This is a genomic window from Streptomyces sp. NPDC002870 (genome assembly GCF_042888505.1).
Classification (GTDB): Bacteria; Actinomycetota; Actinomycetes; order Streptomycetales; family Streptomycetaceae; genus Streptomyces.
Window position 1 is genome coordinate 1 of the sequence record NZ_JBIAPW010000050.1, and the last position, 22224, is coordinate 22224.

At 68.1% G+C, this 22224-nt stretch carries 24 protein-coding genes and 5 pseudogenes; 12 read left to right on the forward strand and 17 right to left on the reverse strand.

Annotation, left to right across the window (positions count from 1 at the left end):
• Window positions 1-100: 100 nt before the first annotated feature.
• Window positions 101-490, reverse strand: a complete 390-nt coding sequence (locus ACFYWY_RS35590) for an ATP-binding protein (protein WP_389194806.1) — start codon at window positions 488-490, stop codon at window positions 101-103.
• Window positions 491-1365: 875 nt separating this feature from the next.
• Between ACFYWY_RS35590 and ACFYWY_RS35595 the strand changes: the two genes are divergently transcribed.
• Complete coding sequence (locus ACFYWY_RS35595) at window positions 1366-1695, forward strand: helix-turn-helix domain-containing protein (RefSeq protein ID WP_389194809.1); 330 nt, start codon at window positions 1366-1368, stop codon at window positions 1693-1695.
• 886 nt (window positions 1696-2581) lie between these two features.
• On the opposite strand, the pseudogene ACFYWY_RS35600 reads toward ACFYWY_RS35595, so the two are convergent.
• The 3 genes and pseudogenes from ACFYWY_RS35600 to ACFYWY_RS35610 all read right to left on the reverse strand — a co-directional run.
• A pseudogene (locus tag ACFYWY_RS35600) lies at window positions 2582-2710 on the reverse strand (IS110 family transposase); the annotation flags it as partial.
• Entirely contained in the window at window positions 2701-3267 is a 567-nt protein-coding gene (locus ACFYWY_RS35605; protein WP_389194812.1) for a VanZ family protein, read from the reverse strand. The gene ACFYWY_RS35605 and the pseudogene ACFYWY_RS35600, both read right to left, overlap by 10 nt.
• A 543-nt stretch (window positions 3268-3810) precedes the next feature.
• Window positions 3811-4650: a SigB/SigF/SigG family RNA polymerase sigma factor gene (locus tag ACFYWY_RS35610; protein WP_389194931.1), complete on the reverse strand. Its 840-nt coding sequence runs from the start codon at window positions 4648-4650 to the stop codon at window positions 3811-3813.
• Window positions 4651-5466: 816 nt separating this feature from the next.
• Here ACFYWY_RS35610 and ACFYWY_RS35615 point away from each other — a divergent pair.
• Window positions 5467-5616, forward strand: a complete 150-nt coding sequence (locus ACFYWY_RS35615; protein WP_389194814.1) for a hypothetical protein — start codon at window positions 5467-5469, stop codon at window positions 5614-5616.
• A 490-nt stretch (window positions 5617-6106) separates the two neighbouring features.
• Here ACFYWY_RS35615 and ACFYWY_RS35620 read toward each other — a convergent pair.
• Together ACFYWY_RS35620 and ACFYWY_RS35625 are read right to left on the reverse strand one after the other, a co-directional pair.
• Window positions 6107-7314: pseudogene (locus ACFYWY_RS35620) on the reverse strand (PP2C family protein-serine/threonine phosphatase).
• Window positions 7315-7782: 468 nt separating this feature from the next.
• Entirely contained in the window at window positions 7783-8139 is a 357-nt protein-coding gene (locus tag ACFYWY_RS35625; protein ID WP_389194817.1) for a PRC-barrel domain-containing protein, read from the reverse strand.
• Between the two features lie 163 nt (window positions 8140-8302).
• Between ACFYWY_RS35625 and ACFYWY_RS35630 the strand changes: the two genes are divergently transcribed.
• Complete coding sequence (locus ACFYWY_RS35630; protein ID WP_389194820.1) at window positions 8303-9136, forward strand: ribonuclease BN; 834 nt, start codon at window positions 8303-8305, stop codon at window positions 9134-9136.
• A 4-nt stretch (window positions 9137-9140) separates the two neighbouring features.
• Here ACFYWY_RS35630 and ACFYWY_RS35635 read toward each other — a convergent pair whose 3' ends face one another.
• Window positions 9141-9320, reverse strand: a complete 180-nt coding sequence (locus ACFYWY_RS35635; protein WP_389194823.1) for a hypothetical protein — start codon at window positions 9318-9320, stop codon at window positions 9141-9143.
• Between the two features lie 118 nt (window positions 9321-9438).
• Between ACFYWY_RS35635 and ACFYWY_RS35640 the strand changes: the two are divergent.
• Window positions 9439-9684, forward strand: a pseudogene (locus tag ACFYWY_RS35640) (transposase); the annotation flags it as partial.
• 67 nt (window positions 9685-9751) lie between these two features.
• On the opposite strand, the gene ACFYWY_RS35645 reads toward ACFYWY_RS35640, so the two are convergent.
• A complete protein-coding gene (locus ACFYWY_RS35645; RefSeq protein WP_389194939.1) occupies window positions 9752-9892 on the reverse strand; it encodes a hypothetical protein in 141 nt (46 codons plus the stop codon).
• A gap of 313 nt (window positions 9893-10205) precedes the next feature.
• Here ACFYWY_RS35645 and ACFYWY_RS35650 point away from each other — a divergent pair, with 313 nt between their 5' ends.
• The gene (locus ACFYWY_RS35650; protein WP_389194825.1) at window positions 10206-10340 is read left to right on the forward strand and encodes a hypothetical protein; all 135 of its coding nucleotides are present in this window, start codon (window positions 10206-10208) and stop codon (window positions 10338-10340) included.
• 77 nt (window positions 10341-10417) lie between these two features.
• On the opposite strand, the pseudogene ACFYWY_RS35655 reads toward ACFYWY_RS35650, so the two are convergent.
• Window positions 10418-11700, reverse strand: a pseudogene (locus tag ACFYWY_RS35655) (PP2C family protein-serine/threonine phosphatase).
• Window positions 11701-12557: 857 nt separating this feature from the next.
• Between ACFYWY_RS35655 and ACFYWY_RS35660 the strand changes: the two are divergent.
• The 4 genes from ACFYWY_RS35660 (at window position 12558) to ACFYWY_RS35675 (ending at window position 13846) form a co-directional block, all read left to right on the forward strand.
• Window positions 12558-12845: a hypothetical protein gene (locus ACFYWY_RS35660; RefSeq protein ID WP_389194828.1), complete on the forward strand. Its 288-nt coding sequence runs from the start codon at window positions 12558-12560 to the stop codon at window positions 12843-12845.
• A gap of 67 nt (window positions 12846-12912) precedes the next feature.
• Window positions 12913-13248, forward strand: a complete 336-nt coding sequence (locus tag ACFYWY_RS35665) for a hypothetical protein (RefSeq protein ID WP_389194831.1) — start codon at window positions 12913-12915, stop codon at window positions 13246-13248.
• 101 nt (window positions 13249-13349) lie between these two features.
• Window positions 13350-13553, forward strand: a complete 204-nt coding sequence (locus ACFYWY_RS35670) for a toxin-antitoxin system HicB family antitoxin (RefSeq protein ID WP_389194834.1) — start codon at window positions 13350-13352, stop codon at window positions 13551-13553.
• Window positions 13550-13846, forward strand: coding sequence for a hypothetical protein (locus tag ACFYWY_RS35675; protein WP_389194836.1), 297 nt, complete (start codon window positions 13550-13552; stop codon window positions 13844-13846). The genes ACFYWY_RS35670 and ACFYWY_RS35675 overlap by 4 nt, the downstream gene beginning before the upstream one ends.
• A gap of 281 nt (window positions 13847-14127) precedes the next feature.
• On the opposite strand, the gene ACFYWY_RS35680 is transcribed toward ACFYWY_RS35675, so the two are convergent.
• The 5 genes from ACFYWY_RS35680 to ACFYWY_RS35700 all read right to left on the reverse strand — a co-directional run bounded on the left by ACFYWY_RS35680 (window position 14128) and on the right by ACFYWY_RS35700 (window position 17013).
• Window positions 14128-14751 carry a hypothetical protein gene (locus ACFYWY_RS35680; RefSeq protein WP_389194839.1) on the reverse strand — a complete coding sequence of 208 codons (624 nt, stop codon included), beginning with the start codon at window positions 14749-14751 and terminating at the stop codon, window positions 14128-14130.
• 81 nt (window positions 14752-14832) lie between these two features.
• Window positions 14833-15228: a hypothetical protein gene (locus ACFYWY_RS35685; RefSeq protein WP_389194841.1), complete on the reverse strand. Its 396-nt coding sequence runs from the start codon at window positions 15226-15228 to the stop codon at window positions 14833-14835.
• Window positions 15229-15384: 156 nt separating this feature from the next.
• The gene (locus tag ACFYWY_RS35690; RefSeq protein WP_389194843.1) at window positions 15385-15984 is read right to left on the reverse strand and encodes a hypothetical protein; all 600 of its coding nucleotides are present in this window, start codon (window positions 15982-15984) and stop codon (window positions 15385-15387) included.
• Between the two features lie 187 nt (window positions 15985-16171).
• Entirely contained in the window at window positions 16172-16567 is a 396-nt protein-coding gene (locus ACFYWY_RS35695; protein WP_389194933.1) for a RidA family protein, read from the reverse strand.
• Window positions 16568-16608: 41 nt separating this feature from the next.
• The gene (locus tag ACFYWY_RS35700) at window positions 16609-17013 is read right to left on the reverse strand and encodes a VOC family protein (RefSeq protein WP_389194846.1); all 405 of its coding nucleotides are present in this window, start codon (window positions 17011-17013) and stop codon (window positions 16609-16611) included.
• 309 nt (window positions 17014-17322) lie between these two features.
• Here ACFYWY_RS35700 and ACFYWY_RS35705 point away from each other — a divergent pair, with 309 nt between their 5' ends.
• Window positions 17323-17778 carry a hypothetical protein gene (locus ACFYWY_RS35705; RefSeq protein WP_389194849.1) on the forward strand — a complete coding sequence of 152 codons (456 nt, stop codon included), beginning with the start codon at window positions 17323-17325 and terminating at the stop codon, window positions 17776-17778.
• Here ACFYWY_RS35705 and ACFYWY_RS35710 read toward each other — a convergent pair.
• The gene (locus ACFYWY_RS35710; protein WP_389194852.1) at window positions 17775-18023 is read right to left on the reverse strand and encodes a hypothetical protein; all 249 of its coding nucleotides are present in this window, start codon (window positions 18021-18023) and stop codon (window positions 17775-17777) included. The genes ACFYWY_RS35705 and ACFYWY_RS35710 overlap by 4 nt on opposite strands.
• Window positions 18024-19009: 986 nt before the next feature.
• Here ACFYWY_RS35710 and ACFYWY_RS35715 point away from each other — a divergent pair.
• Window positions 19010-19525: a hypothetical protein gene (locus ACFYWY_RS35715; RefSeq protein WP_389194855.1), complete on the forward strand. Its 516-nt coding sequence runs from the start codon at window positions 19010-19012 to the stop codon at window positions 19523-19525.
• A gap of 178 nt (window positions 19526-19703) precedes the next feature.
• Here the strand turns inward: ACFYWY_RS35715 and ACFYWY_RS35720 are convergent, their stop codons facing one another.
• The gene (locus ACFYWY_RS35720) at window positions 19704-20606 is read right to left on the reverse strand and encodes an SDR family NAD(P)-dependent oxidoreductase (RefSeq protein ID WP_389194858.1); all 903 of its coding nucleotides are present in this window, start codon (window positions 20604-20606) and stop codon (window positions 19704-19706) included.
• Between the two features lie 100 nt (window positions 20607-20706).
• Here ACFYWY_RS35720 and ACFYWY_RS35725 point away from each other — a divergent pair, with 100 nt between their 5' ends.
• Window positions 20707-21372, forward strand: coding sequence for a TetR/AcrR family transcriptional regulator (locus tag ACFYWY_RS35725; RefSeq protein WP_389194860.1), 666 nt, complete (start codon window positions 20707-20709; stop codon window positions 21370-21372).
• A gap of 3 nt (window positions 21373-21375) precedes the next feature.
• Here ACFYWY_RS35725 and ACFYWY_RS35730 read toward each other — a convergent pair.
• Window positions 21376-22064 (reverse strand): annotated as a pseudogene (locus ACFYWY_RS35730) (GNAT family N-acetyltransferase); the annotation flags it as partial.
• Window positions 22065-22224 lie beyond the last annotated feature (160 nt).

A 22224-nucleotide genomic window follows, 5' to 3' on the forward strand; every position in this document is an offset into this window, starting at 1 on the left:
AATCGAGCGCCTCGCGGGCAGGGTGGCCCGGGAGCTCCTGGCCTGCGTCAGCGGCGGTCGGCAGAAACGAGGACGGAGACGAATGGGCAGCGCAAGGGCTTTACCGGGTGAGGCGGGCGCTTACGGTCTTGCCGCCGGCAGCCTGGCGGGTCACGGCGGTGGCGCGGGCGAGGCGGTTGACCATGGGCCAGCCGAAGCCTCCGGTGCCGCCGTTCAGGTCGGGGGTGCGCATGCGCGGGGCCTGCGGGCTGGGGTCGTGCACGGACACCTCGATGCTGTCCGGGTGCGCGGTCAGGTCCAGGGTGCAGGTGCCGCCGCCGTGGCGCAGGGCGTTGGTGACGAGCTCCGAGACGACCAGGACCACCGTGTCGGCGGCCTCGGCTGCAATCGCCGGTACGAGACCTTCGAGGAAGTACCGGGCGTTGTCGCGTGCTCCGGCGACGGATGTCGCGGAGCGGAAGGTTGCGACGTTGACGCTCATCGTGTCCATCCGGTTCCCTGGTCTCTGGATCGTCAATGCCTGGTCCTGTGTCCGGGGCTTGTGCCCCGGCCTGTGGCCGCTAACCCGGCTTGCTCCCGCCCTCCATCGTTGTTCGGGTCGATTACCTCACCGTCGAACACGCAGAAATCTGTGTCGGCCGGAGTAGACATTGGGGGGTGGTGTGGTTATGGTTTCTCTCGTAACCCAGAGAGACAGCAGGGCCTGGCAGAGATGAACTGCCGGGCAGCAGCACCGCAGTTCGCAGGACGGTTCGGTGGTGGAGTTCCGAAGCCAGGGTTGTTGCAGGACGGCGACGGGGCTGACGGCCGGACCGGGTGGCCCGCAGTGATCAGGGGCCGCCGTGAGCAGTACCGCAGTTAACGCAGTGGCAGTACCCGCAAGTGCATTTCGCAGTACCCAGCAGTGAAGTCAGTGAGCAGCACCTCGGTGAAGGCGTCGGCTGCTGGCGCGCGCCGGGAGGTTCGGCAGTGGGGTTCTAAGCCAGAGCAGACGCAGGACGGGCGACGGGGCTGGCTGCCGGAGAGTGGTCGCTGTCACAGGCCACAGAGCAGTTCGCATCACCAGCAGTACGCAAGAGCAGTACCAGCAGTAGGTAAGTGATCCCAGAGGGAAGAACGGAGGAGCCAGGCGCCATCAGGATCGCCCGGGCGGACGTCTTGAGCCCGGGTACCGCAGGACATCGATAGTGAGGTGGTCTCCGGTCAAGCAACCGCGATCCCCGTACCCCCGACATCATCTTGGTCGGGTTTGCGGACACAGAGGGCCGGCGCAGTATCAGGGCCGGCAGATGGTGTAGCAGTTCCTTCGGGGTCCTGGTGCCATATGGCACCAGGACCCCTCCACGCGTTCCATGAGAGGTGCAAGTGACAGCAGATGACTCGTTCGGCCGTCTCGATGACGACGACTACCCCGCCTACACGATGGGCCGGGCCGCCGAGATGCTCGGCACCACCCAGAGCTTTCTCCGTGCCATCGGCGAAGCCCGCCTGATCACTCCGCTGCGCTCCGCGGGCGGCCACCGCCGCTACTCCCGCTACCAGCTGCGCGTCGCCGCCCGCGCCCGGGAACTCGTCGACCAGGGCACTCCCATCGAGGCCGCCTGCCGCATCATCATCCTCGAAGACCAGCTCGAAGAAGCCCAGCGCATCAACACCGCAGCGGTGTCGGGTTCGCGCGGCACGGCGGACACCTGATCCGTCGCCAGTCAGAAAGCTGACTATCCCTTGACCGCACACGGCCGACGGCAGAATGACGGCCCGGCCGGCAGCAGCTCGCAGGCAGGGCTCCGACAATGTCGGGTGTGTCAATTAACGGCTGGTCGTGGCTACGCTGAGCCATGCCACCCTGGGCCAGGGTCGAGACGCCACAGAGACGCTCTCAGGCACAGAGCCGCCAGGAAGACAGCCGACCGCGCGGTGACTCCCCCGCGGTCGACACCACCACAGGTTGTCCGCCATCTCCCTACCTCCTGCAAGGAGACTCCCGATACCGCGGGATCCGTACTCGCCCGCACCCGCCCGCCCGGAACCGCGCAGCACGCAACCGGGTCGCCTTCTACGGCAGCGCCGCCGTTCTGCCGCTGCACACCGCAGTGGTACTGCTTACCGCCGCGTTCTTCGGCTCGTCATGGGCGGACTCATATTTCTCGCCGAAAGGTCCGTGTCCAAAGCCGTCTTCACGGGCCTGACCGCCACTGGAGCCAGCGCCGTGGCGCTCCGCAAGATGATCCGCTGACCGGCGGCGGGGCAGCCGCAGTCGAGCGTGCCGGGGCGGGACCGCCCTCATGTGCGGCGCCAGCGGGCGTTCGCCTCTTCCTTCCAGTCCCGGGCGGCGGCCCCGAGAGGCTTCAAGCGGAAGTCACTCGTCCGCTCGTTGCAGGGTGGCGGTGCTCGACAGCAGGGGCCCAGCGCGTTTGCAGGAGCGGGCGTTCCGACAGGGCGCTGTATATCCGTCCCGTCTGTTCCCACGACGTCGACTCCGGCACGACCTCCCGGTCCATACGTCAGGCTGGAGCCCAAGGGCCCCTGCGGACTGGAGAGCCCGGACGTAGTTGAGCAGTTCGATCGCGCCGACCGCGCCCCTGCGCCCGTCGGCTGCGCATCCACTCGCTTGCGCGGCTGCGGAAGCGAGGTGGCCGGCGTCAGCACGGGCCGCCAAGTCACTCGCCGCAACGGCGATTTCCGCGCCGAGAATTGGACCTATGCCGGGTCCGTAGCAGTCACCTGGCGTTTGGTGAACCGGTGCCACCAGTGGCGGCGTCGGGGATGCACTGCGCGGCCCAGCCGGAGGCCGATCAGCAGGTAACCTATGAGGGCACCCGTGGTGTTGAGCAGAACGTCATCGATGTCGAAGGCGCGCCCGGTAATGAGGGCGCCTTGGACGAGTTCGACGAGGATCATCACGAGAGCGGTTGCCGCCCCTACGCGGACCAGCCCTCGCGTTCGGGGCGCCAGTATCGGCAGCAGCACACCGAAGGGTATCCCCATCACGATATTGCCGCCGAGCTGCTTGACCGTGTCACGGGACACGGGCTGCGCGAGATAAGCACGGATGGAGTCACCAGGGCGCAGGTTGCTGTGCGTCAACGGCACGGATGCTGCCGAGGGTTCCAGAGTCAGCCGGGCCAGCACCACCGCAAATGCCACCGCCCCCGCGAAGGCCAGCATCATGGCCAGCACCCGGCCGAGTGGAGACAGGGGAGGTTTTCCCGAAACCCGCTCTCCAGGATTCTTCGCGGTCTTGTCACGCAGGACTATCCGCGCCATTACGAGCTCCCAGCCAGCGTTGGTTTGCTTGGACGTTCCGATACCCGCGTTGTGAGCGGCGCCCATCGCGGCGGTTCACGCAGGGTCGGTACGTGTCCGAATATGCGGCGCAGCAGCGCGTCGTCGGGCACCTCAGCGACCGTGGCGGACATTGACCACCGACGGATCAGTTTTGATTGTGTCATGGCCGGTTGGTTTCGCTGGCGCGATGCCTGGGTGGTTTTGGTCTTCACTGTTGGCGACCGCAGTCCGGCGGCCCAGTGGAGACGGGATCACGACAGGCTCGTGCACGCGTCAGGATGACGCAAGGTCGCTGCCGCCTTCGAAGAGCCTCAGCCGGCCCCGTGTAACGCCGGGGTCGCGGTCCCACGGCATCGACACCGAACTGGCCGCGAGCTCCGTCTCACCATCACCGCCCCCGCACAGCGCACCCTATACCGCACCGTGCACGAAGCCCTCACCAACGTACGCAAACACGCACCCGGCGCGACCGCCACCGTCCTGCTGTGGCACGACGGCGACAGGAAGCGTGGGATGGACGCTTCAGGCGAACATGCCGGTGCGGAGCTGGGCGAGTGTGCGGGTCAGGAGCCGGGAGACGTGCATCTGGGAGACGCCGAGTTCGACGCCAATCTGGGACTGGGTCATCTCCTGGCCGAAGCGCATCTCGATGATGCGTCGCTGGCGGTCATCGAGGTGCTGAAGGAGCGGGGCGAGGGTGTGCAGGTCCTCCACGGTCTCCATGGCGGGGTCTGCCTCACCGATCACGTCGGCGTAACTGTTGGGGCTGGAAGGGCCGTCGCCGTCGCCGTCGCCGTCGCTGGGCAGGTCCAGCGAGCCGGCCGTATAGCCGTTGGAGGCGACGACGCCTTCGATGACCTCCTCCTGACTGAGCCCCAGATGCTCGGCGAGTTCCTTGACGGTCGGTTCCCGTTCCAGGCCGGTGGCAAGCTGTTCCTGCGCTTGGGCGATGCCCAAGCGCAGTTCCTGCAGGCGGCGGGGGACGTGGACGGCCCAGGTGGTGTCGCGGAAGAAAAGTTTGATCTCGCCGACGATGTAGGGGACAGCGAAGGAGGCGAACTCGACTTCGCGGGAGAGGTCGAACCGGTCGATGGCCTTGATGAGCCCGATGGTGCCGACCTGGATGATCTCCTCCATGTCGCCGCTGCCGCGGTTGCGGAACCGGCGCGCGGCGAACTGCACCAGGGAGAGGTTCATCTCGATGAGGGTGTTGCGCGCGTACTGGTACGCGTGCGTGCCCTCCTCCAGTACCTGGAGCTGGTCGAGGAACAGCTTCGACAGAGCGCGGGCGTCCTTGGGGGCCACCTTCGCCGCGTCCTTAATCCAGGGCAGCTCACCGGCAGTGGCCGGGGCTCCGGCCATGGACAGCGCCGCTCCCCCGGCCTGCACGGTGTCGGCGGTCGGCGCAGAAGTCGCTGCCATGTAGTCGTCCTCCCTGGTGGTGCGCTCTTCCCGAACCGGCACCAGCCCCCGATGTGGAGAGGGCATGTCTGTCCTATCCGTCAGGGACACACAGCGCAGCTGGTGCACGAGGCAGCGGTGGGGGGATGGTCCGCACCTCGAGTCGGGCTGCCCGCACTGTCGCAGAAACTGCTCCGCAGCACCAGCAGGCCGCTGTCCTGTTGCCGGCAGCCGGCCCTGGCGACTCAGCGGCGTGTCGCTGGTGTGGGGATGGGCTCCTGTCTGGAACGGCATGCGGCCTCGGGTCGTCGGCCGGCGGGCCCAGGCTCACCGGTTCGACGCCGCCTGACGCGGCCAGCTCAGGGGTGGGTGGGTCCGTTGGTGGTAATCGAGTCTAATTCCACGTTGGGGCCGTGTGGCTGCCCGGGCGTGGCTACCGTGCCAGGCGTGACGACGCGAGACGGCGTGCTGGCTGAGGTGCCCGAGCTCCAGGAGGGGTCGAGGCCGTGTGCGAGGCGGCGCCCTCAGAGGCCCGCCAGCGGCAGATCCGCGCCCACGCCCGCGAGCCCGTCCGTGCCCTCAAGCACCCCGAGCACCCGCTGACCGTCGCCGACGACCTAGCCGACGTGCTCGACATGCCGTCGCTGCGGGCGTACGAGCAGCTCGCGCTCGCCGGCGAACTGCGAGTCGGGGCGCCAAGCGGCCGACGTCCGAGGCAACGACAATGGTGCGTTCCGGCGTCATGGCGAGCTCGGCCTGGCGGTCCACTACCTGCGAGTGCTGGAGGAGCTGCCGCGCCAGGAGCCGGTTGACGTCGACCGGCGCGAGCGGACGCGCGCCGGCCTGCAGACCGTCGCCGACTACATCGGCCGCCAGACGAAGTGGACGGTCGAGGGTGGGCTGCTGACGCGTGGCTATCCCCGCTAGGTGCGGATGCTCGCATGTCGGTGGTGCTCGACACCGTCGCGAGGGTCGGGGAGCTGTGCGCGTTGCACCTCGAGGACCTCTCCACGCTCTGGAGAAGGTCCGGATCGTGCGCCGGCCACGGCAAGACAATCAACGCCCTCATTGCCCGGAATCCTGGCCAATGGACGGAGTAGCCCCGGTGTTGTCGCAGAGCTACAACGCCGACACTCGCCCCGACGCACGACTGTGGCGCGCCATCAGCCGGACGCTCGGCTTCACCGACCGGCACCTGCCCCAGCCCGCCCGGGCCAGGAGCCGACAGAAGGATTCGCACTCAACACCCCAGAGATGCAGGTCTTCATGCAGCTCCCCCACCTCCTCAGGGAACTCATCGCTCGGTGAAACTACTGCGGCTCGCCGACTACAGCACGGCAGGACCAGCCGCAGGACACGCACCCGGACAACGGCACGGGGGTTGCGCACGCGAGTCGATCAGCGGTGCGGCTTTCGCTCACTCCAGGACAGCCAGGTGGTCGGCGGCGCCCCCGCCCCCACTCGATCAGAAAGAGGGTCGCGTCATCGCTGGTACGCCCACCGCGTTCCTGCTTCAGCGCGTGGGAGAGCCGCAGCGCCCATGCCCGCACGCCTTCCTCCGTGTGCTCGATGCGGTTGATGCAGCGGATGAGTCGTTCCTCGCCGAACGGTTCTCCGTCGGCATCGCGCTCCTCGATCACACCGTCGGCGTAGCACAGCACCCGGTCGCCGCGCTGCAGTTGGTACTCGCTGATCGGAGGGTGTTCGCCGCCGAAGCCGACCGGCAGGGTGGTGGGGCTCTCCAGCTGCCGGTCGACCCGATGGTTACGGACGAGCAGCGGTGCCGGGTGACCCGCATTGACCCATTGCAGAACGCCGGTGGTGATGTCCAGGTTCATCATCTGCGCGGTGACGAAGTGGTCGGGCCCGAACTGCTCCGCGATGGCCTTGTCCATGAACGTGCACTTCTCGGACAGGCTGATGCCAGAGCGTCTGGCGTGCCGGTAGGCGCCGATCGCGACGGTCGCCATGATGGCGGCGTCCAGGCCGTGGCCCATCGCGTCGATCACCGCCGCGTGGAGGAGGTTGTCGTTGAGGGCGTAGTCGAAGCTGTCACCAGCGATGCTGTAGGCCGGCTCGACGGCTCCGGACACGGCGACCTGCGGTACGGACATCGTCAGCGGCGGCAGCAGGGACCACTGCATCTCCGCGGCCACGCTCATCGGTTCGCGCCGCCGGGCCTGAAAGAACCGGTCGGTGTAACCGTGCTTGGTGACCAGCATGTCGGCGACAAGTCGGCGAGCCGGCGCAGCAGTCGCCGGTCGTCGTCATCAATGGTGTCCAGTGTGAGGGCCATGACCCCCACCTCGTCGCTGCCGTCCAGCAGGGGCAGGTACACCCGCACGCCGTCACCCTGCTGCACCTCGACCGCTTCCGCGCGCAGGAAGGCCGTCCCAGAGGGAGAATCAACGATCACCTCGGGCTCCCCCACGAGCAGCCCCTTGCCCGGCAGCGGCACGAGAAACTCCTGCGCGTAGTCCTGCAGGAGGATCGAGACGTCGCGGCCGCGACCCTGGCGACCTCTTCCGCGATCAGCGGAGCGATCAACTGAGGCGGCATCTCGTGCGCCCGGTCCAGCAACACCCCCAACAGCCGCTCACCGAACCCCTCCGACCGGTCCACCATGCCCCGGCCACGCCGCCGCTCACCTTCCACGACGGCCACCCCCCGTAGGCCAATCCTGCTGGTCGAACATCGCCTTCGCGAGGCGCCCTCGGTCGTTTCGCCCCACACACGTTCGCATCCCCCGATCCTCACCCGCCGAGACCTGACTGCCCGGCAGAAAAGGCAGCAACTCAGGTCCCGCCCCCCGAACGGGTGCACAGCGGACGGGGACCGATCGCATTCCGCCATGTTGTGTTTCAACGAGCGGGTACCGATCGGGGCAACATCGCGCTGAGTGGCAAAAGAGCCCGTCAAACTCGGTGAGCCGGTCATGCTCCGGTGGCCGGTTCTCGCGAACGCGCACCGCGCTCAATTGCTACTCAGCGCGCACCGGCCGGTGTGGGCAAGCCGTTCGTCCGAGGGTGGCTTGCCCACGGCCCCGCCGGCTTGCAGGAAGAGAGCCATGGATGCGAACACCTCCCCGGGCGGTCAGCGGCGCGCGAGTTGCCTCTCGCCGCCCGCGCCCGGCTGGTACGGCAGGTCGTAGTGCCGGAAGATCGCTTCCTCTGCCCCGGCGGGCAGGATGTCGTCCATGCCGATCGCGGGCGCCTTCTTCACCAGCGCTTTGTCGTAGGAGACCTTGACGTAGTCCGGCCCAACGATCGCCTCGTCGAGGGGCACGAAGGCCAACTGGTGGCGGGTGGGGAGCCCGGTGCGGACCGTGGCCATGGCCGGTTCGTCGGTGGTGGTGTCCACGTAGATCGCTTCAAGCACGCCGATCTTGTGGCCCTTCGGGTCGACGACGTTGCGGTTGCGCCACTCACGGATATCGGCTGCATGGATCATGGCCTGCCCTCCTGAGCCGTTGATCCGGACCGGTGCGAGCCGCCCCCCCCACGGGCAGGCGCAACCGCTGCGCCCCGGTAGCTCCTTGTCCTGCCAGGCTATCGGGGAACCTCTGCGTCGCGCCCTCGCGCGGTAGGGGTTCCGGCCGTGGTAGTCGACAGGGATGCCGATGAAGCCTTCTGGTGCCGCGGACCGTTCATCCTGGTTCGGACGGCTGCGCCGCGTGATCAGCCGTTCACCAGTCGGGCGTGGGTGGCGGCGGAGCAGGGACCTTGAGCTGGGGTCGCGTTCGCTGGGCTTCGCGGCGCTGGGGTTCCTCACGCTGGTGCCACTGTTAATCATTGTCTCCTCTGCCGATCCCGAGCACGGGCGGGGGTTCGCGCAGTGGCTGGGGAATGGGCTCGGCGTGTCGACCGCCTCCAGAGCAGCGGTCGAGCAGTTGTTCACCCGGCCCGGCCAGGCGCTGCGGACCACGACCGCCTTCGGCATCGCCGCCCTCGCCGTGTTCGGCCTGAGCTTCGGGGCCGCGGTGCAGACCGGCTACGAGAAGGTCTGGGATCTGCCGCCGGCCCGCTGGTGGGCCAGATGGCGGCATGTGGTGTGGCTCGGCGTCCTCACCGGATACCTCTTCGTCTCAGCCACCACCACGCTGCGGCGCGAGCCCTTGGCGGGTGGGGCCGTCGCGTCGCTGAGCGCCGTCCTGTTCCTCTGGTGGTCTCAGCGATTGCTGCTCGGCGGGCGGATCCGCGGGCGCGCCCTGTTTCCCGGCGCGGTCGCCACCGTGATCGGGCTGCTCTGCCTGAGGGTCTTCTCCCGGCTCGTCTTCTCGCCGTTGATCGCATCCAACACCGTCAGCTACGGCCCCGTTGGAACCGTCCTGGTCATCCAGTCCTGGCTGGTCGGTGTGGGTGTCGTTGTCTTCGGCGGTGCGCTGGTCGGCCGACTGCTGTACGAAGAACTCCCACGCATGGCACACGCACTGAAACGGCGAAGATAAGTGATCAAGGGATCAGAAACAGTTCACGGCGTCTCCGGCGGGCCATGCTCGCCGCACTGACGCCGGAGAACGCATCCCAAGGGCCCTGGCCGACCTCGCCCGCGGCAACCTGGTCCGCAAGAAGGCCGCTCTCGTCGAAGCGCTGACCGGGCAGTTCGACGACCATCACGGATTCCTCTGCCACTGCTGGACAGCATCGACCACCTCACCGCACAGATCGACCGGCTCACTGAGCGGATCACCGCCGCGATCGGCGACCTGCCCGGCCCGCCGACGGCGCCTCCCGGCCAGGCCCAGCGCTGGTGGCCCGGCTCGATGCGATACCCGGAGTCGGCGTCGGCACCGCACAGGTTCTCCTCGCCGAACTCGGCCCGGACATGAGCCTGTTCCCCACCGCCGAGCACCTCACCGCCTGGGCCAAGTTGGCCCCGCGGACTATCCAGTCCGGCGGGAAGAACACCACCGGACCCGTCGGCAAGGGCAATCCCTGGCTCAAGGCCGCCCTTGGCGAGGCGGCCAATTCCGCGGCCCGCAGCAACACCTTCCTCGGGGCCCGCTACCAGCGCATCGTCAAAACGCCGCGGGCACAGATGCGCCCTGGTCGCCGTCGCCCGCTCAATCCTCGTCATCGTCTGGCACCTGATCAACGACCCCGACGCCGATTGCCACGACCTCGGCTCCGACTACCACCAGCGGCTGGTCGACCCCGGCCGCCGCACCCGCGACCTGGTCCGCCAGCTCAAGGCCCTCGGCCACGACGTCACCCTCAGCCCCGCAGACCAGCACGTCTCGTCACCCAAGGCCAAAGAACGCGGCAGCCTGCCCTCAAGCTGGGGAATCTTCCGTTCAGGTACTGAGGCGCCGAATGTCATCGGGCTTCGGAGCTTGGGCTGTACCTTTCGGCGTGTGCCACGTCCAGCCATAGTTCATGCGGCCATGGGATCCGACCCCGGTACCGGGGGTCGACTGGGGGGTGTTGCGGGAAGCGGCGACTCCGCACGTGCCTCACCAACTTCTCCCACCGTGAGGTGACACGGAGGGCTTTCTTCTCCTGCTGGTCACTGTGGCCATGGTGCTCGGCATCATCGGGGTGGTGGCGAAGGGCCTGTTCCAACTGTTGGTCAACGGTGTGGTGGTTGTGGTCGCCGCTTCGTCCTGCTCGGCCTGCGCCTGGGGCCGCCGCCGCAGGCGCCTGTCCCGGTGACGCGGTCACCCGGGGCAGAGTCCACCCGCCGCCCGGCCAGGGGTCGGCCGAAGCGGGCTACCGGAACAGCCCTCGAGTCATCGCCCAGGTGTGGTGGGCCCCGTCCGCGACGGTGCGGAGGCGTCGGTGAGGTCGGCGCCGGTGTCGGCGTTCCGCCGGGAGTGGCCGACGCCGTGCCAGCCCAGGCACATGACGGTCGCGTCGTCCTGCAGGTGGCCGTCGTTGGCGTCGACGATCGCCGCGATGAGGGTACGGGCGGCCTCGCGGGGATGCAGCGCGCGGGTGCGCACGATCAGATCAGACAGATCGAGGCTGTTGGCATTGCGCTCCAGCATGCCGTCGGTCAGCATCAACAGCCGGTCGCCCGGCCGCAGGTCCAGCGACTGGACCCGGTAGGTGTGAGGGGCATGGAAGCCGAACGGCATATCGACCTTGGGAGTGATCTCCCGCACCTGTCCGTTCCGCATCCGCAGCGGCCAGGGGTGCCCGGCGTTGATGAACTCGGTCTTGCCGTCGATCAGGCTGATGCGCAGGAGCTGGCCGGTGACGTAGCTCTGGCGGCCGTGCTCGCGCATGGCCTGGTCGGCCTGGCGGGCCTGTTCGGCGAGGTCGGCACCGGCCCGCCGTGCCCGGCGCAGGGCGCCCACCAGGAGGGTGGCCAGCAGCGCGGCGCCGACATCGTGCCCCATGGCATCGGTGACGGAAAGCCGGACCGTGTCCCGGTCGATCACGTAGTCGAAAGTGTCACCCCCGACGTGGTCGGCCGGCTCCAGCGCCCGGCCACCGCGAACTTGGCCGCCTCGCACGCCAGCGAAGCCGGGAGCAACCGGTGCTGGATCTCCGCGGCCAGGCTCAGAGGGATGGTCCGGCGGCCCCACTGGTACACGTCGGTGAAGGACCGATTCGCGATGACGATGTACGCCAGGGCGTGCGCGGTCTCGCCGATCTCCCGCATCACCTCCGCGTCCGGCGCCGCGGGCAGGAACAGTTCGAGGAGCCCGATGGCGTCCCCGCGATTGGTCACCGGGGCGACGATCCGCACCAGCGCGCCCTCGCCCTTGTCCTCCACGCTCGGCCGCTGGGTGCGGATCACATCGTCGTACAGGGTGCCCCGCAGCGTGATGCGCCGGGCGGGTTCATCGGTATCGACGCTGCCCGCCGCCCCCGGCCGTACGACCGAGCCGCCGGTGAAGTCGGTGAAGTCGGTGAAGTCGGTGAAGTCGGTGAAGTCGGTGAAGTCGGTGATGAGGAACGACACCGACGCGGCCCCGACGCGCTCCTTGAGCATGCGCGCGACCACGTCGAGCGACTCCACGGGCGCCGCTGTCTCCGCCGCCGCCAGTGCCCCCGCCAAGGTCATCGCCCTGCCCCGGGAGTACGAGTGGGCGGCTCACCCTCCCCGTCAGGCCCGCATACGCTCACGTGACTCCTCACTCCTCGCTGGTGCTCAGGCTCCCTCCCGGGTACGCGAGGGGCCGGCGCCAAGCGCTCCGCTGACACCTTCCGGTCGGCGCCCGTGGAGCGTCGCCACGAGCCGTCGTCGGTTAGCTCGTTGTCGTACAGCAGCACCCTTGCCGCTCACGCCGAGAAGTCCTGATCACGCCACCCGGCCCCTGGCCACCCTCGGCATCACATGATCAAAGCGGACAGATCCACTGAACGGCGCAGCCCTGCCTCCGGGTTTCGGGACGCCTTTCTGGACGGGTGGCGTCGGCGCGTCCTCCTCAACCGGCCGCCGTCCCGAATCCGACCGTTTCGGGGACGCAAGCTGACGCCTGACTACGACATCATGATGGTGTCGCAGTTGGCTCCCCAGGTCTGAGCGGTTACTCCTCATCCACCTGATCGCCAGATCTTCGCTGGCGTATGACGGTCCGCCACGTCTTGAAGACCTCGTGCACAAGAGCGCAGACGACTGCACTAACTGCGGTCCATTCCCCGATGTTCATGGCGGGAGTTCAGCGCGTGGTGACAGGGGTGAGCAAGGTCGTCGGTTCGTCCCGATTCGCTTGTGCGGCTGGAGTCCGCTTCCCCCTCAGTGTCAGCGAAATCCTATTTCGCGCCCCGTAGCTCCATGAATGGCGTGAAAGACGTTCACTCGATCTGATGAACGAGGCGTGATAAAACGCCGGTCCTGCGGCTCGCTCACGGCGATGCGGGGCGTTGCCCTGTGACTGCGAGCTCGCAGGCCGTCGTGTGCGGCTGGACGATAGAGGCATGACTAGTCCCACTTACCACGATGACGCCCTGCTGATCGCGGGTGAACTACGGATCCCCGTCAGGGCTCAGCTTGAAGTGTTTGGCACCAGGACCTCGCCCCAGTGGCGCGGCACCCTGGATGGCGTCCCGACTGCGATGATCTATGACCTGAAGGACAGCCCCGAGATTCGGCTTCGCATGCCAGACGAGCAAGAGCGCTACGTGCACCTGCGTGAAGCCGCTCACGACCATGAGGCTGAGTTCACTTCTGTGCCTATCTCCGGCGACGGCACGCCTCCGTTCTAGTCCGAGGAGACCAGAGGAGACCAGTAGAAACGATCAAGGAGACAGCTCGCCTCTTACAATCGAACGCGTGAGCGATTCAGTGCCCGAGCCGGTGGAGGCACGGCCGTGGGTGCCCGACGATGGCCCTCCCCCGCACGTCTGGACCTGGCCCCGGACCGATCCGCCCGCGCTGCTGGTCCGCTCTCGTGGTCGGTGGCACTGGGCCACAGTCACCGCTCGCCAGGACTACGCGGACGGGCGGGTGGTGTATCAGGTGGTCGTCGACCTGGATGGCTTCACCTCGGTGATCACGCGGCTGTACGCCTGGCCACAGCCCGGCCTACGGGTCGGGTACCGCAGTACCTCCCAGCCCTCGGACCGGCTGCTGTTCAGCACGTCCATGCCGCATGCGCCGCCGCGGTGATCACGTCCCGGAAGGCTCTCGTCGCCCGCGGGCGGGTGGACCCTGTAGCGGACCCCTCCCGGCTGCTTCGCTTGTACACGCGAAACGACCGCCACCATCTGATGCAACCGCCATCCGGTGTGATGACGCTCCGCATACCCGATGACCTCGACCCGGCGATTCGCGCCGGCGCGACCGCCGCGGGCCTGTCCCTCAACGCACACATCGTTCGCGCCGCCCGCCGACAGGCTGTACTCGACGCTGCCCAGCGTCTCGCCGCGCTCGGGCTCGGCGACGACCTGTGCGGCGAGGGCGACACTCTGTGAAGCGCGGGGAAATCTGGACGCTCGAAGACGGGTGCAACGTACTCGTCGTGTCGCTCGACGGCCTGGAACAGGCCTACGGCGCGGTACTCGCCATCGTGCTGCATCCCTCCGGGCGCTTCCCGGACACTGCGATGTCCGTGGTGCTCGACGAGCCGTTGCCGTGTACCGAAGTCGCCGTCAACATCCAACAGCTGAGGGTTGCGCGCTTCGACGGCGCCAAATTGCTGGGCACCGTCGATACGGCGGCGATGGAACGCGTCAGCCAGGCCCTCCGCGCGGTGCTGGACTTGTAGACCGAAACCGAACGCGACAGCGGCCTGTCCCCGGAACAACGAGGCGGGCCGCTCTTCGTCTTTCTGGAACCATTCGCGGTCCGTTCTGTGAGCAGAACTGCAGCGTCTCGTTACTGCCTCGCGTATTCGTGACCAGCACGTTTGCGCTTTGCAGTCGCATGAGTCGTATAGGTACGGTCCCCGCCATGCTGATGACGTTCTTCTCCTCTGCCACCTGGGAGTCCTGGGGGCTATCGAGCCAACCGGTTCATATCCGGTGACGCCCTCCTCCGTTTTCGGACCTACGGAATGGCGGGCAAGGTCCACTGCTGTCCGGCCTGCCCCTGGGTCATTCCGGTGACACGGCCTTCTTCGGCTGCCGTCAGGTAGGAACTGTTCGTGGGCGCAAGCTCGTCAGCGGACGCCGACCAGATCAGGCCCTTGTCGGTCTGGAACTTGAACGACCTGAGGGGCTCGCTGGACGCCTCACCGCACCAGCCGAACGACAGATTCCATCCGGGCTTCTCGCCAGGCTGCTCACTGGTGTCCAGGGTGTTACCCAGACTGCCGAAGTTGATGTTCTGGTTGAGTGCGAGGCAGCGGTTGCCGTCCACACCGAGGCTTTCCAGCTGCTTGCGGGTGGCGTCGTACTTCCACTCCTGGTCCTTGGTGTCTGCACACGGCTGGAGTGCGGCGTCCTGGATGTACCGTCCGGCATTGGGGTTCTTGCTGCCGTCCCCGAAGGTGTCGGACTCCTGTTCGAGGAATGCCTGAACGCATTCGCCGGTCTTCTCGTTCTTGATCTTGAAGTGGCCTGCGGGGAACCCCGCACCGGGCTCCTCCGGTGCGCCGTACGCGGCGACTTCGATACCGCTGGCCACGGCCACCGCCGTGAGCGCTGCCGCGATCCACATCCGCTTCTTCATGCCGTCCGCCCTTGTTGTTGTCGAAACAATTCCGCAGAGCCCAACTCGACTGAGGTGCTCCGGTAACGGTGTGCCGACCGCTCAACTCCCTGTGGCATCCAGAGCTGCCCGCACGAAACAGTCCTTCGCCTCCAACAGCTTGCAGAGCCCAGCCACCAGCTCCGGACTGTCAGGAAGCTTCTCCGTCTTGTCCACGTCCGTGTTCTCGAACAACTCACCGATCAGGCCAGCGACATGGGGGGCTCCAGAGAGGTAGAGACGGGCCGTCCGGCCCTGGCCCGGCGGCGGACCGATGATCGCGCCGTCCAGGACCGAGCAGCGGGGCGGCCTCCTCTCCGCGATCCGAAGCATTCGCTGCGGGCTGATCGCGTTGGCGTCCACATACGTGCCGTCGAACCCGTGCGTCGCCACCGCGGCCGCGACGTCCTCGGCGGCGTACGACGGGCAGACGCAGAGCACGATCTCGCTCGCCGCCAAGGCCTCGCCCAGCGACTCGCACGGGATGAGTCCTGCCTTCTCGGCTCGCGAGCGCGTGAGATCGCTGCGCCCTTCGGTGACCCGGGGCGTACTCCACCAGCGCTGCCACGGCCCGTCGGCGCAATCTCGTGCACAGCTCGGACGACGACGCCTCTTTTATTCCCACCCGACCAGGTACCCCCGGTGCCGTACACATCCCCCGTCAGCGACCAGCGTCGGCTCCCCCGAGTACCAGCCGGGACGCAGCGACAACTCGATGCCATGGTCGTCCCTCGCCCGGACCCCCGGCAGGCCGGCTCCCGGCTCGCCCCGTCCGGGGGCGGGCACGTCCTCCACCGTCAGGCCCTGCGCGGACCATTCCTCGCGGAGCGTGTCGACCGCCGCCTCGTACGCTGCGCGGCCCGCGAAGTCGGGCGCCCAGGTGACGGTCGGCTGGTCACGGGTGACGCCCTCGGAGTCCATACCGAGGTCGTCCTTACAGGAGGCATCGGACATCTCCTGCTGGTCCACCACCGACGCGGGGTCCATCCCCAGCCGCCGCACCGCGTCCTCGCCCGCCTCCTGCGTGAGCCTCAGGTGCTCGCGGAACGCCGCTTCCGACATCACCCGGCCGCCCGCCACCCCCGCGCAGCCCTGAGCGAGTGCCGCGACGAGCAGCACCATCGCCGCACCGCCCACGATCAGTGCCCGGGTCCGGCGCTGGCGGAGCGGCGCGGGGTCCGGGGAGTGCGTGGCGGGAGAGGAGGTCGTCGTCATTGGCACATCCCATCAGGCGGATCCCACCGGGCAGCTACCGCCCCCGTACTCAGACGCCGGTGAGTACACGGGGCGCTCGCACCGAACCTCTACGACCTGACGGAGTGAGCGGAAGGCTGCGTCACACCCATCTGCCTGCTACTCGTGCCGGTTCAACCGGCACGAGTAGCAGGGCGGCGAGGTCGCTTTACGCGACCGCGGTCCCCTCAAGCTCGACCATCTGGTCGGGGATCGCCAGTCGCGTCACCCCGAGCATCGTGGTAGCCGGCGCCACCCCGGCGGCGCCCAACCGCCCCGCCAGCACGCCGTAGTGCTGGAAAAGCAGATCGACGTCGGTCGTGTAGACGTTGAGCCGGACGAGGTTCGCGAGAGACATGCCGGCCTCGCCGAGCACGGCCTCCAGGTTGTCGATGCTCAGCGTCAACTGCGCTGCAGTGTCACCGTCATGCTGGGGCTTGCCGTCGCCGCTCATCGCGGTCTGCCCCGAGATGTACAGGGTCCGTGTGTGCCCGGAGACGACCTCACCCTGGTTGAATCCCATCTCCACCGACCGCGTCACCGGGTTGACCGCCGTTCGTTCCACTGCCACATCAGCTGACCGCGCCCGGCCCGGCTCCAAGCGAGCTACGCACCAAGCTCTTCGAACAGGGTCAGTTGCAGGCCTGCCGGCCCCTGCAGCCGTGCATTGGCGGAGTTCCATGGAGTGATCACGGGTTCCTTGATCACAGTGGCGCCGGCCTGTTCGGCGCGCCGGGTTGCCGCGTCCGCGTTCGCGACCTGGAAGGCGACTCGTATGTGTCCGGCGACGCGGCGGCCGACTTCGACATCGTCGATGTACGCAGCATGCGTAGGATCGGTGATTTCCAACGTAGCGCGCCCGGCTTCAAGAATGGTGACACGGCCGCCGGGCGACGTGAATGCTGCGCGTTCAGGAAGCCCTATGACGTCGCGGTAGAAGGCCAGAGCTTCTTCATAGTCCTCAGCAGTTACGACTAGTCGCAGTTCGGCAACCTCAGGCTCGCTGGTCACGCTTGTCTCCTTGCGGTTGGTGGCGTGCTCTCCGCTGCAACGCATGAACAGTAGTGATCATTCCTGGGGACGATCAGTCGCATGCGTGAGCTGGCTGTCGTGCGGCAGCCGGAGTGCTGCGGGCCATGAGTGTGGTCCTGACCGGAAGCCGGGCCGGGCCGTGAAAGATCCCGACTGACGCAGGGATCGCGCCCTTCGTGGCGGTGGCGCAGGAGTGCTGCCGGTCAACAGCAGCTCGCTTCCGCACGACGCCCAACGAAGGCCGATGCGGTCTAGACCTCTTTCTCCTTTGTCGGGCATGATCGGGTCATGGAGAAAGCGCACCTGCCGACCACCGAGGCCGCTGTCGTGGCGATCCGCGACATCGCGGCGGAGTTCGAGCTGAGCATGTCGGTCACCGACGACATCGGAGCGGACCAGACGTCGCGCCGTACGTCGGCCGAACTCTTCACGGTGTTCGACCCCGACGGCTCACTGCCGCACGAGGCGTTCGTGGAGCTGGGGGGATCGCCGGCGGTGAGCGTCCGGCTCTTCCCCGAGGACGACGCGAAGATCACCGTCGACGGTGTGGAGTTCCATGACGTCCCCCGCGACTCCGTCCCCGCGTTCCTCAGGTCCGTCTACGGCGGACTCGCCACCACGAAGGGGCGGCTGTTTCCGCCCGGCCAGTGGCTCATCGTGCCGCTGCCCGGCGACGAGAGGTACAGAGAACTGATCGTGGACCCCAACCTGACGCCCTGGCTGGCCCGCAGCGCGCGCCGTTAGGCTCCGGCCCTGGCGGGCACGTAGCGGGTGATGAGGCGGTCGAGGTAGCCGGGGCCGAGGCCGAAGTGCATCCGCCGGTTGGCGATCCGGAGGGACTCGGGCGGCACCTCGCGAAGGACGCGGTGTGCCTGCTGGCCCAGGCTCGCGTCGACGGCCGTGACGATCTCCTCGGCCGCGAAGGAGACCCCGGAAGCCACGTTGACGACCTGGCCGCGCACACCGAGGCCCAGCAGTCCGTCCAGCACGGTGACGAAGTGCCGGACGTCCAGCAGGTCCCGGCGGGGCGATCCGCGCGTCCTCGCGGCCCTCGCCCTGCCTGCCGTAGAACCCGCTGGACGCTGAGGACAGGAATACCATCAGGCGTTGCCGTTCGCGGCATCGGCGGGCCGTCTCGGCCACCAGTGCCGCCTCGCGTCCGAACCGCTCCCGCGCGGTTTCCGACGTTCTCCAGACTCCCGCGGCCAGCACGGTCACCGGCCCGTCCAGCGCACTTGCACTTCACACCCACCGGTTCGTCCTGGCTGAACCTGGTGGAACGGTGGTTCGCCGAGCCACTGTTTGATCGCGGGTGTTTTGTGGGTCCCGTTGTTCATCGACAAGGTCCGCGATGTTGTCGGCCTCTACCTCGACCCGCCGGAGAAGGTCTGCGAGCGGTGCGGGGCCAGGGCGAACGCCCGCCAGATCCGCGAAACCTGCTACCTCCCCACCGCCGCACTTCAGCTGCGTCCTGCTCGGCCCCGGCACCTCCATCACCGCGCGATCCGGCGGCGTCCGCTGCTTTGCGGGTGCCCTCCCCGATTCCCTGAGCACCACCTGTCGCCACTCCGCCTCTGTCAGATCCCCCCGACCGGTCATACAAGAGCCAACCGGTCATCCCGGACCGGATGCCGATCCTGCTTGACGACGACCTCCTCTTCGAGGACTCGGCTGGCCCTCGCGTCACGACCGTGATCAACCGGTGGGCCCAGGAACTCCCGGCGAACGGCTGCCCGGCCCCGAACTCCTGGGAAACCTACGTTCTGGTTGTGCGGGACTGGACGCTCTTCCTGGACAGCCGGGGCATCCAACTCTTCGACAACCGCCGCGAGTTGAGACGCGGCCTGAGCGCCTACGCGGTACACCGCGCGTGCGGCCCACTGAAGGAACGGTTCGCCGCATCCACCTGGAACCAGCACATGAGAGGTCCTGGCCTCGATCGACGCCGCTGCCGCGTAAGGAGAAACCCCACTTCATGGCTCGAATCAGAGCAGAGACCCGCGCCCGCGACGAGGAGGCCGTCCGAGCCGCGATGGACCGGCTCCTGAAGGGTAACCTCCCGCCCAGCGGCAGCTGCGACTTGAAGACACTGGCCGCTGAAGCCGGCGTGACCCGCACCGCGTTCTACCCGAAGAAGAACCGTGACGGCACCACCCGCCCCGGCCCCTACCAGCACTTCGCCGAAGAGTTCGAGCGGCGCCTTCGTACTCTGCAGGAAGCCGGAAAGGTCGTCGACCCGCGAATCGCGCAGATCGAACGGCTCAAGGCCAAGGTCGCCGAGCTCAAGGAACGCCTGGCTCAGCGGGACGAGGCCATAGCCGAACTCACCACGTTCAAGGAACTCGCCGCCTCCCGCTTGGCCGCACAGCACGACGAGGTCGTACGTCTACGGGAACAGACCGCAGCCCTCGGCAACGTCCGCCGCCTGCCCGCCGCCCGCCCCGGAACGGCCACATGGCCTGCCGCGTTCCCTCGCCGTCCGCACCAATGAACCTTGTTCAACCTGACATCGAGCCTGACAGTGCCGGGCCGTTCATCGCCGCCGGCCACTGCCGGCCTCGCCACGTTGAAAGAGGTTCAGTGGTCAGGGAACCGCCCGCAAAGCGGTGCACACCGGTTCGAATCCGGTTGCGGCCTCAGGGAAATCCCTCCGCTGTGGAGTCACCGCTTCACCGCACGGGAAACGTCACCCCGGTGAGCTCCTCGGAGACGGTCCACAGGCGCTGCTGGGCGGCCTGGTCGTGGGAGTCGGGGCTGGAGGTGACAAGCTTCGGGTAGCCGCGGATCTCGCCGCGGTTGCCGGGGCCGTAGTACTGGCCGCCGCGGACCGCCGGATCGGTGGCGGCGCGCAGGGTGGGCAGGGCGCCCATCTCGGCCTTCTGGGTGAGCAGCGGCGCGAGCCAGGTGACGGGCACGCGAAGCGCGGCGGGCGTGTTGCGGGTGAGCTCGGTGTTGGACACGCCGGGATGGGCGGCCACCGCGACCGTGGTGCCGTGCGGTGCGAGCCGACGCTGCAGTTCGTACGTGAACATAAGGTTGGCGAGTTTGGCCTGGCCGTAGGCGGCGGCACGGCTGTACGAGCGCTCCCACTGCAGGTCGTCGAAGTGGACGGCGGCCCGGATGCGGTGGCCAATGCTGCTGACCGTGACGACGCGGGAGCCGGGGACGGACAGGAGCCGGTCCAGCAGCAGGCCGGTGAGGGCGAAGTGGCCGAGGTGGTTGGTGCCGAACTGGAGTTCGAAGCCGTCGGCAGTGGTCTGCCGCGGGGTGTACATCACGCCCGCGTTGTTGATCAGAAGGTCGATGCGCGGGTGGGCTGCGCGCAGGTCGGCCGCCGCGGACCGGATCGAGTCCAGGGAGGTCAGGTCGAGGGCCTGGACGGTGACGTCGCCGGCGATGCGGGCGGCTGCCTGCTTGCCCTTCTCGACGTTGCGGACGGCCAGGACCACCGCCGCCCCGCGCGTGGCGAGCATCCGGGCGGTCTCGAAGCCCAGCCCGGTGTTGGCGCCGGTCACGATCGCCACCCGGCCGCGCTGATCGGGGATGTGCTGCTCGGTCCAGTTGCCGTTCATGGCGTACCCCTAAAGAACCATCGGTCTGTTATGAGAATCAACGTAAAGGACCGCCGGTCTCCTGTCAAGGGACCGGTGGTCTTTAAGCTAGGCTGAGGGCGTGACATTTCAGCGGGCGCGAAGCGAGGAGCAGCGGGAGATCCGCCGCCGCGCAATCCTGGACACGGCGGCGGCGATGCTCGACGAGATGCCCGTGGCCGACGTGAGCCTCAACGAGCTCAGCCGGCGGGTGGGCCTGGCCAAGTCGAACGTCCTGCGGTATTTCGAGTCACGCGAGGCGGTGCTGCTCGAACTGCTGGACGTCTTCCTGGAGAGCTGGCTCGCTGAGCTGGCGGACGAGCTGGCCGCGGGCATCGAGGCGCACGCGGCGCCGGAGGTGCGGGCGGGCCGGCTGGCCGAGATCCTCAGCCGGTCGCTGGCGGGCCGCGTGGTGCTGTGTGACCTCTTCGGCGCGCAGGGCGGCGTCCTTGAGCACAACGTCTCGGTCGAGGTGGTCAAGCGGCACAAGCGGTCCTCCCTCACGAGGCTCGCGGCCATGTCCGAGCTGGTGCGCCACCACGTGCCCGAGCTCGGCGACGGCGCGCAGCTGTTCTGCCTGATGAGCCTGGTCTCGGCGGGCGCCCTGTCGGCGTACGTCCCGCCGCCGCCCAGCCTCCTCGCCGCCTACGCGGACGAGCCCGCCCTCGGCGTGCTCCACCTGGAGCTGCGTGACGCTCTGCGGATCTCCTTCACCTCGACGCTCCTGGGCGTGCTGCCACGCGCCTGAACCTAGGTGCGCCGGGGTGTAGACGGGGTCCACCAGGACCATGCCGCCGACGATCGAGGTCGCGGCCGCCATCGAGACGGGGGTGCCGTCCGGGGTCTCCCAGAACGTGAAGTGCCTGTCGCCGAAGCGCGAGTCGTCCCAGGAACCGGCGCCAATCAAGTCGATGGAACGCTGTCCCCCGACGTCGACGCAGAACTCACGGCACCAGCGCACGACTTGCTCACGGTCCTGCCCGCCCGTGATGCGCCCCCGGCCCTCTGGGCGTGGCTGCGGTGGGGTGAGCGTGCCGAGACGGTAGAGATGCGTCCGCCAGAAAGGTACCGGCGCTGCGCTCGTGTGCCGCTGCCATGACTCGGCGAAAGCGCCGGCAGTGTCGTGGTCCGCGATGACGCTGGAGGGCGAGTGTCCGAGGTCGGCCAGGTGAGGAGCGAGGGCATCGGTCTGCTCGGCAGAGAGGGGGGTGAGGCCCAGGCGGCCGCGCGGAGTGAGATAGAAGATGCGGACTTCGCCTCCTGACTCCAGCCGACCGAGGACGGGGGCTTCGGCGTCGTGTTCGGCTGTTCCGCGTATCCGCAGTTTCTCGATGTCCGTCAGCGGCGTGTTGTGCAGGGCGGGGCGCGAGCGCAGAAGTCCCCGGCTCGGGCGAGGAAGTCGTCGACGTCTTGGGTGAGGTGCCAGCCATCCGGGAGCATGCTTCGTGATCCCGGATGACCTCGACTCGGGGAGCACTTGCTCAACGCCTTTCAGCCACGCGGCGTAACAGGGGCCGCCCCCCTTGGGTGATCAGCGCATCGCGGCCTCTCGGCGACGGACGTTCCCGCTGTGCTCCCACTCCCCCAGTTCACTCAGGCG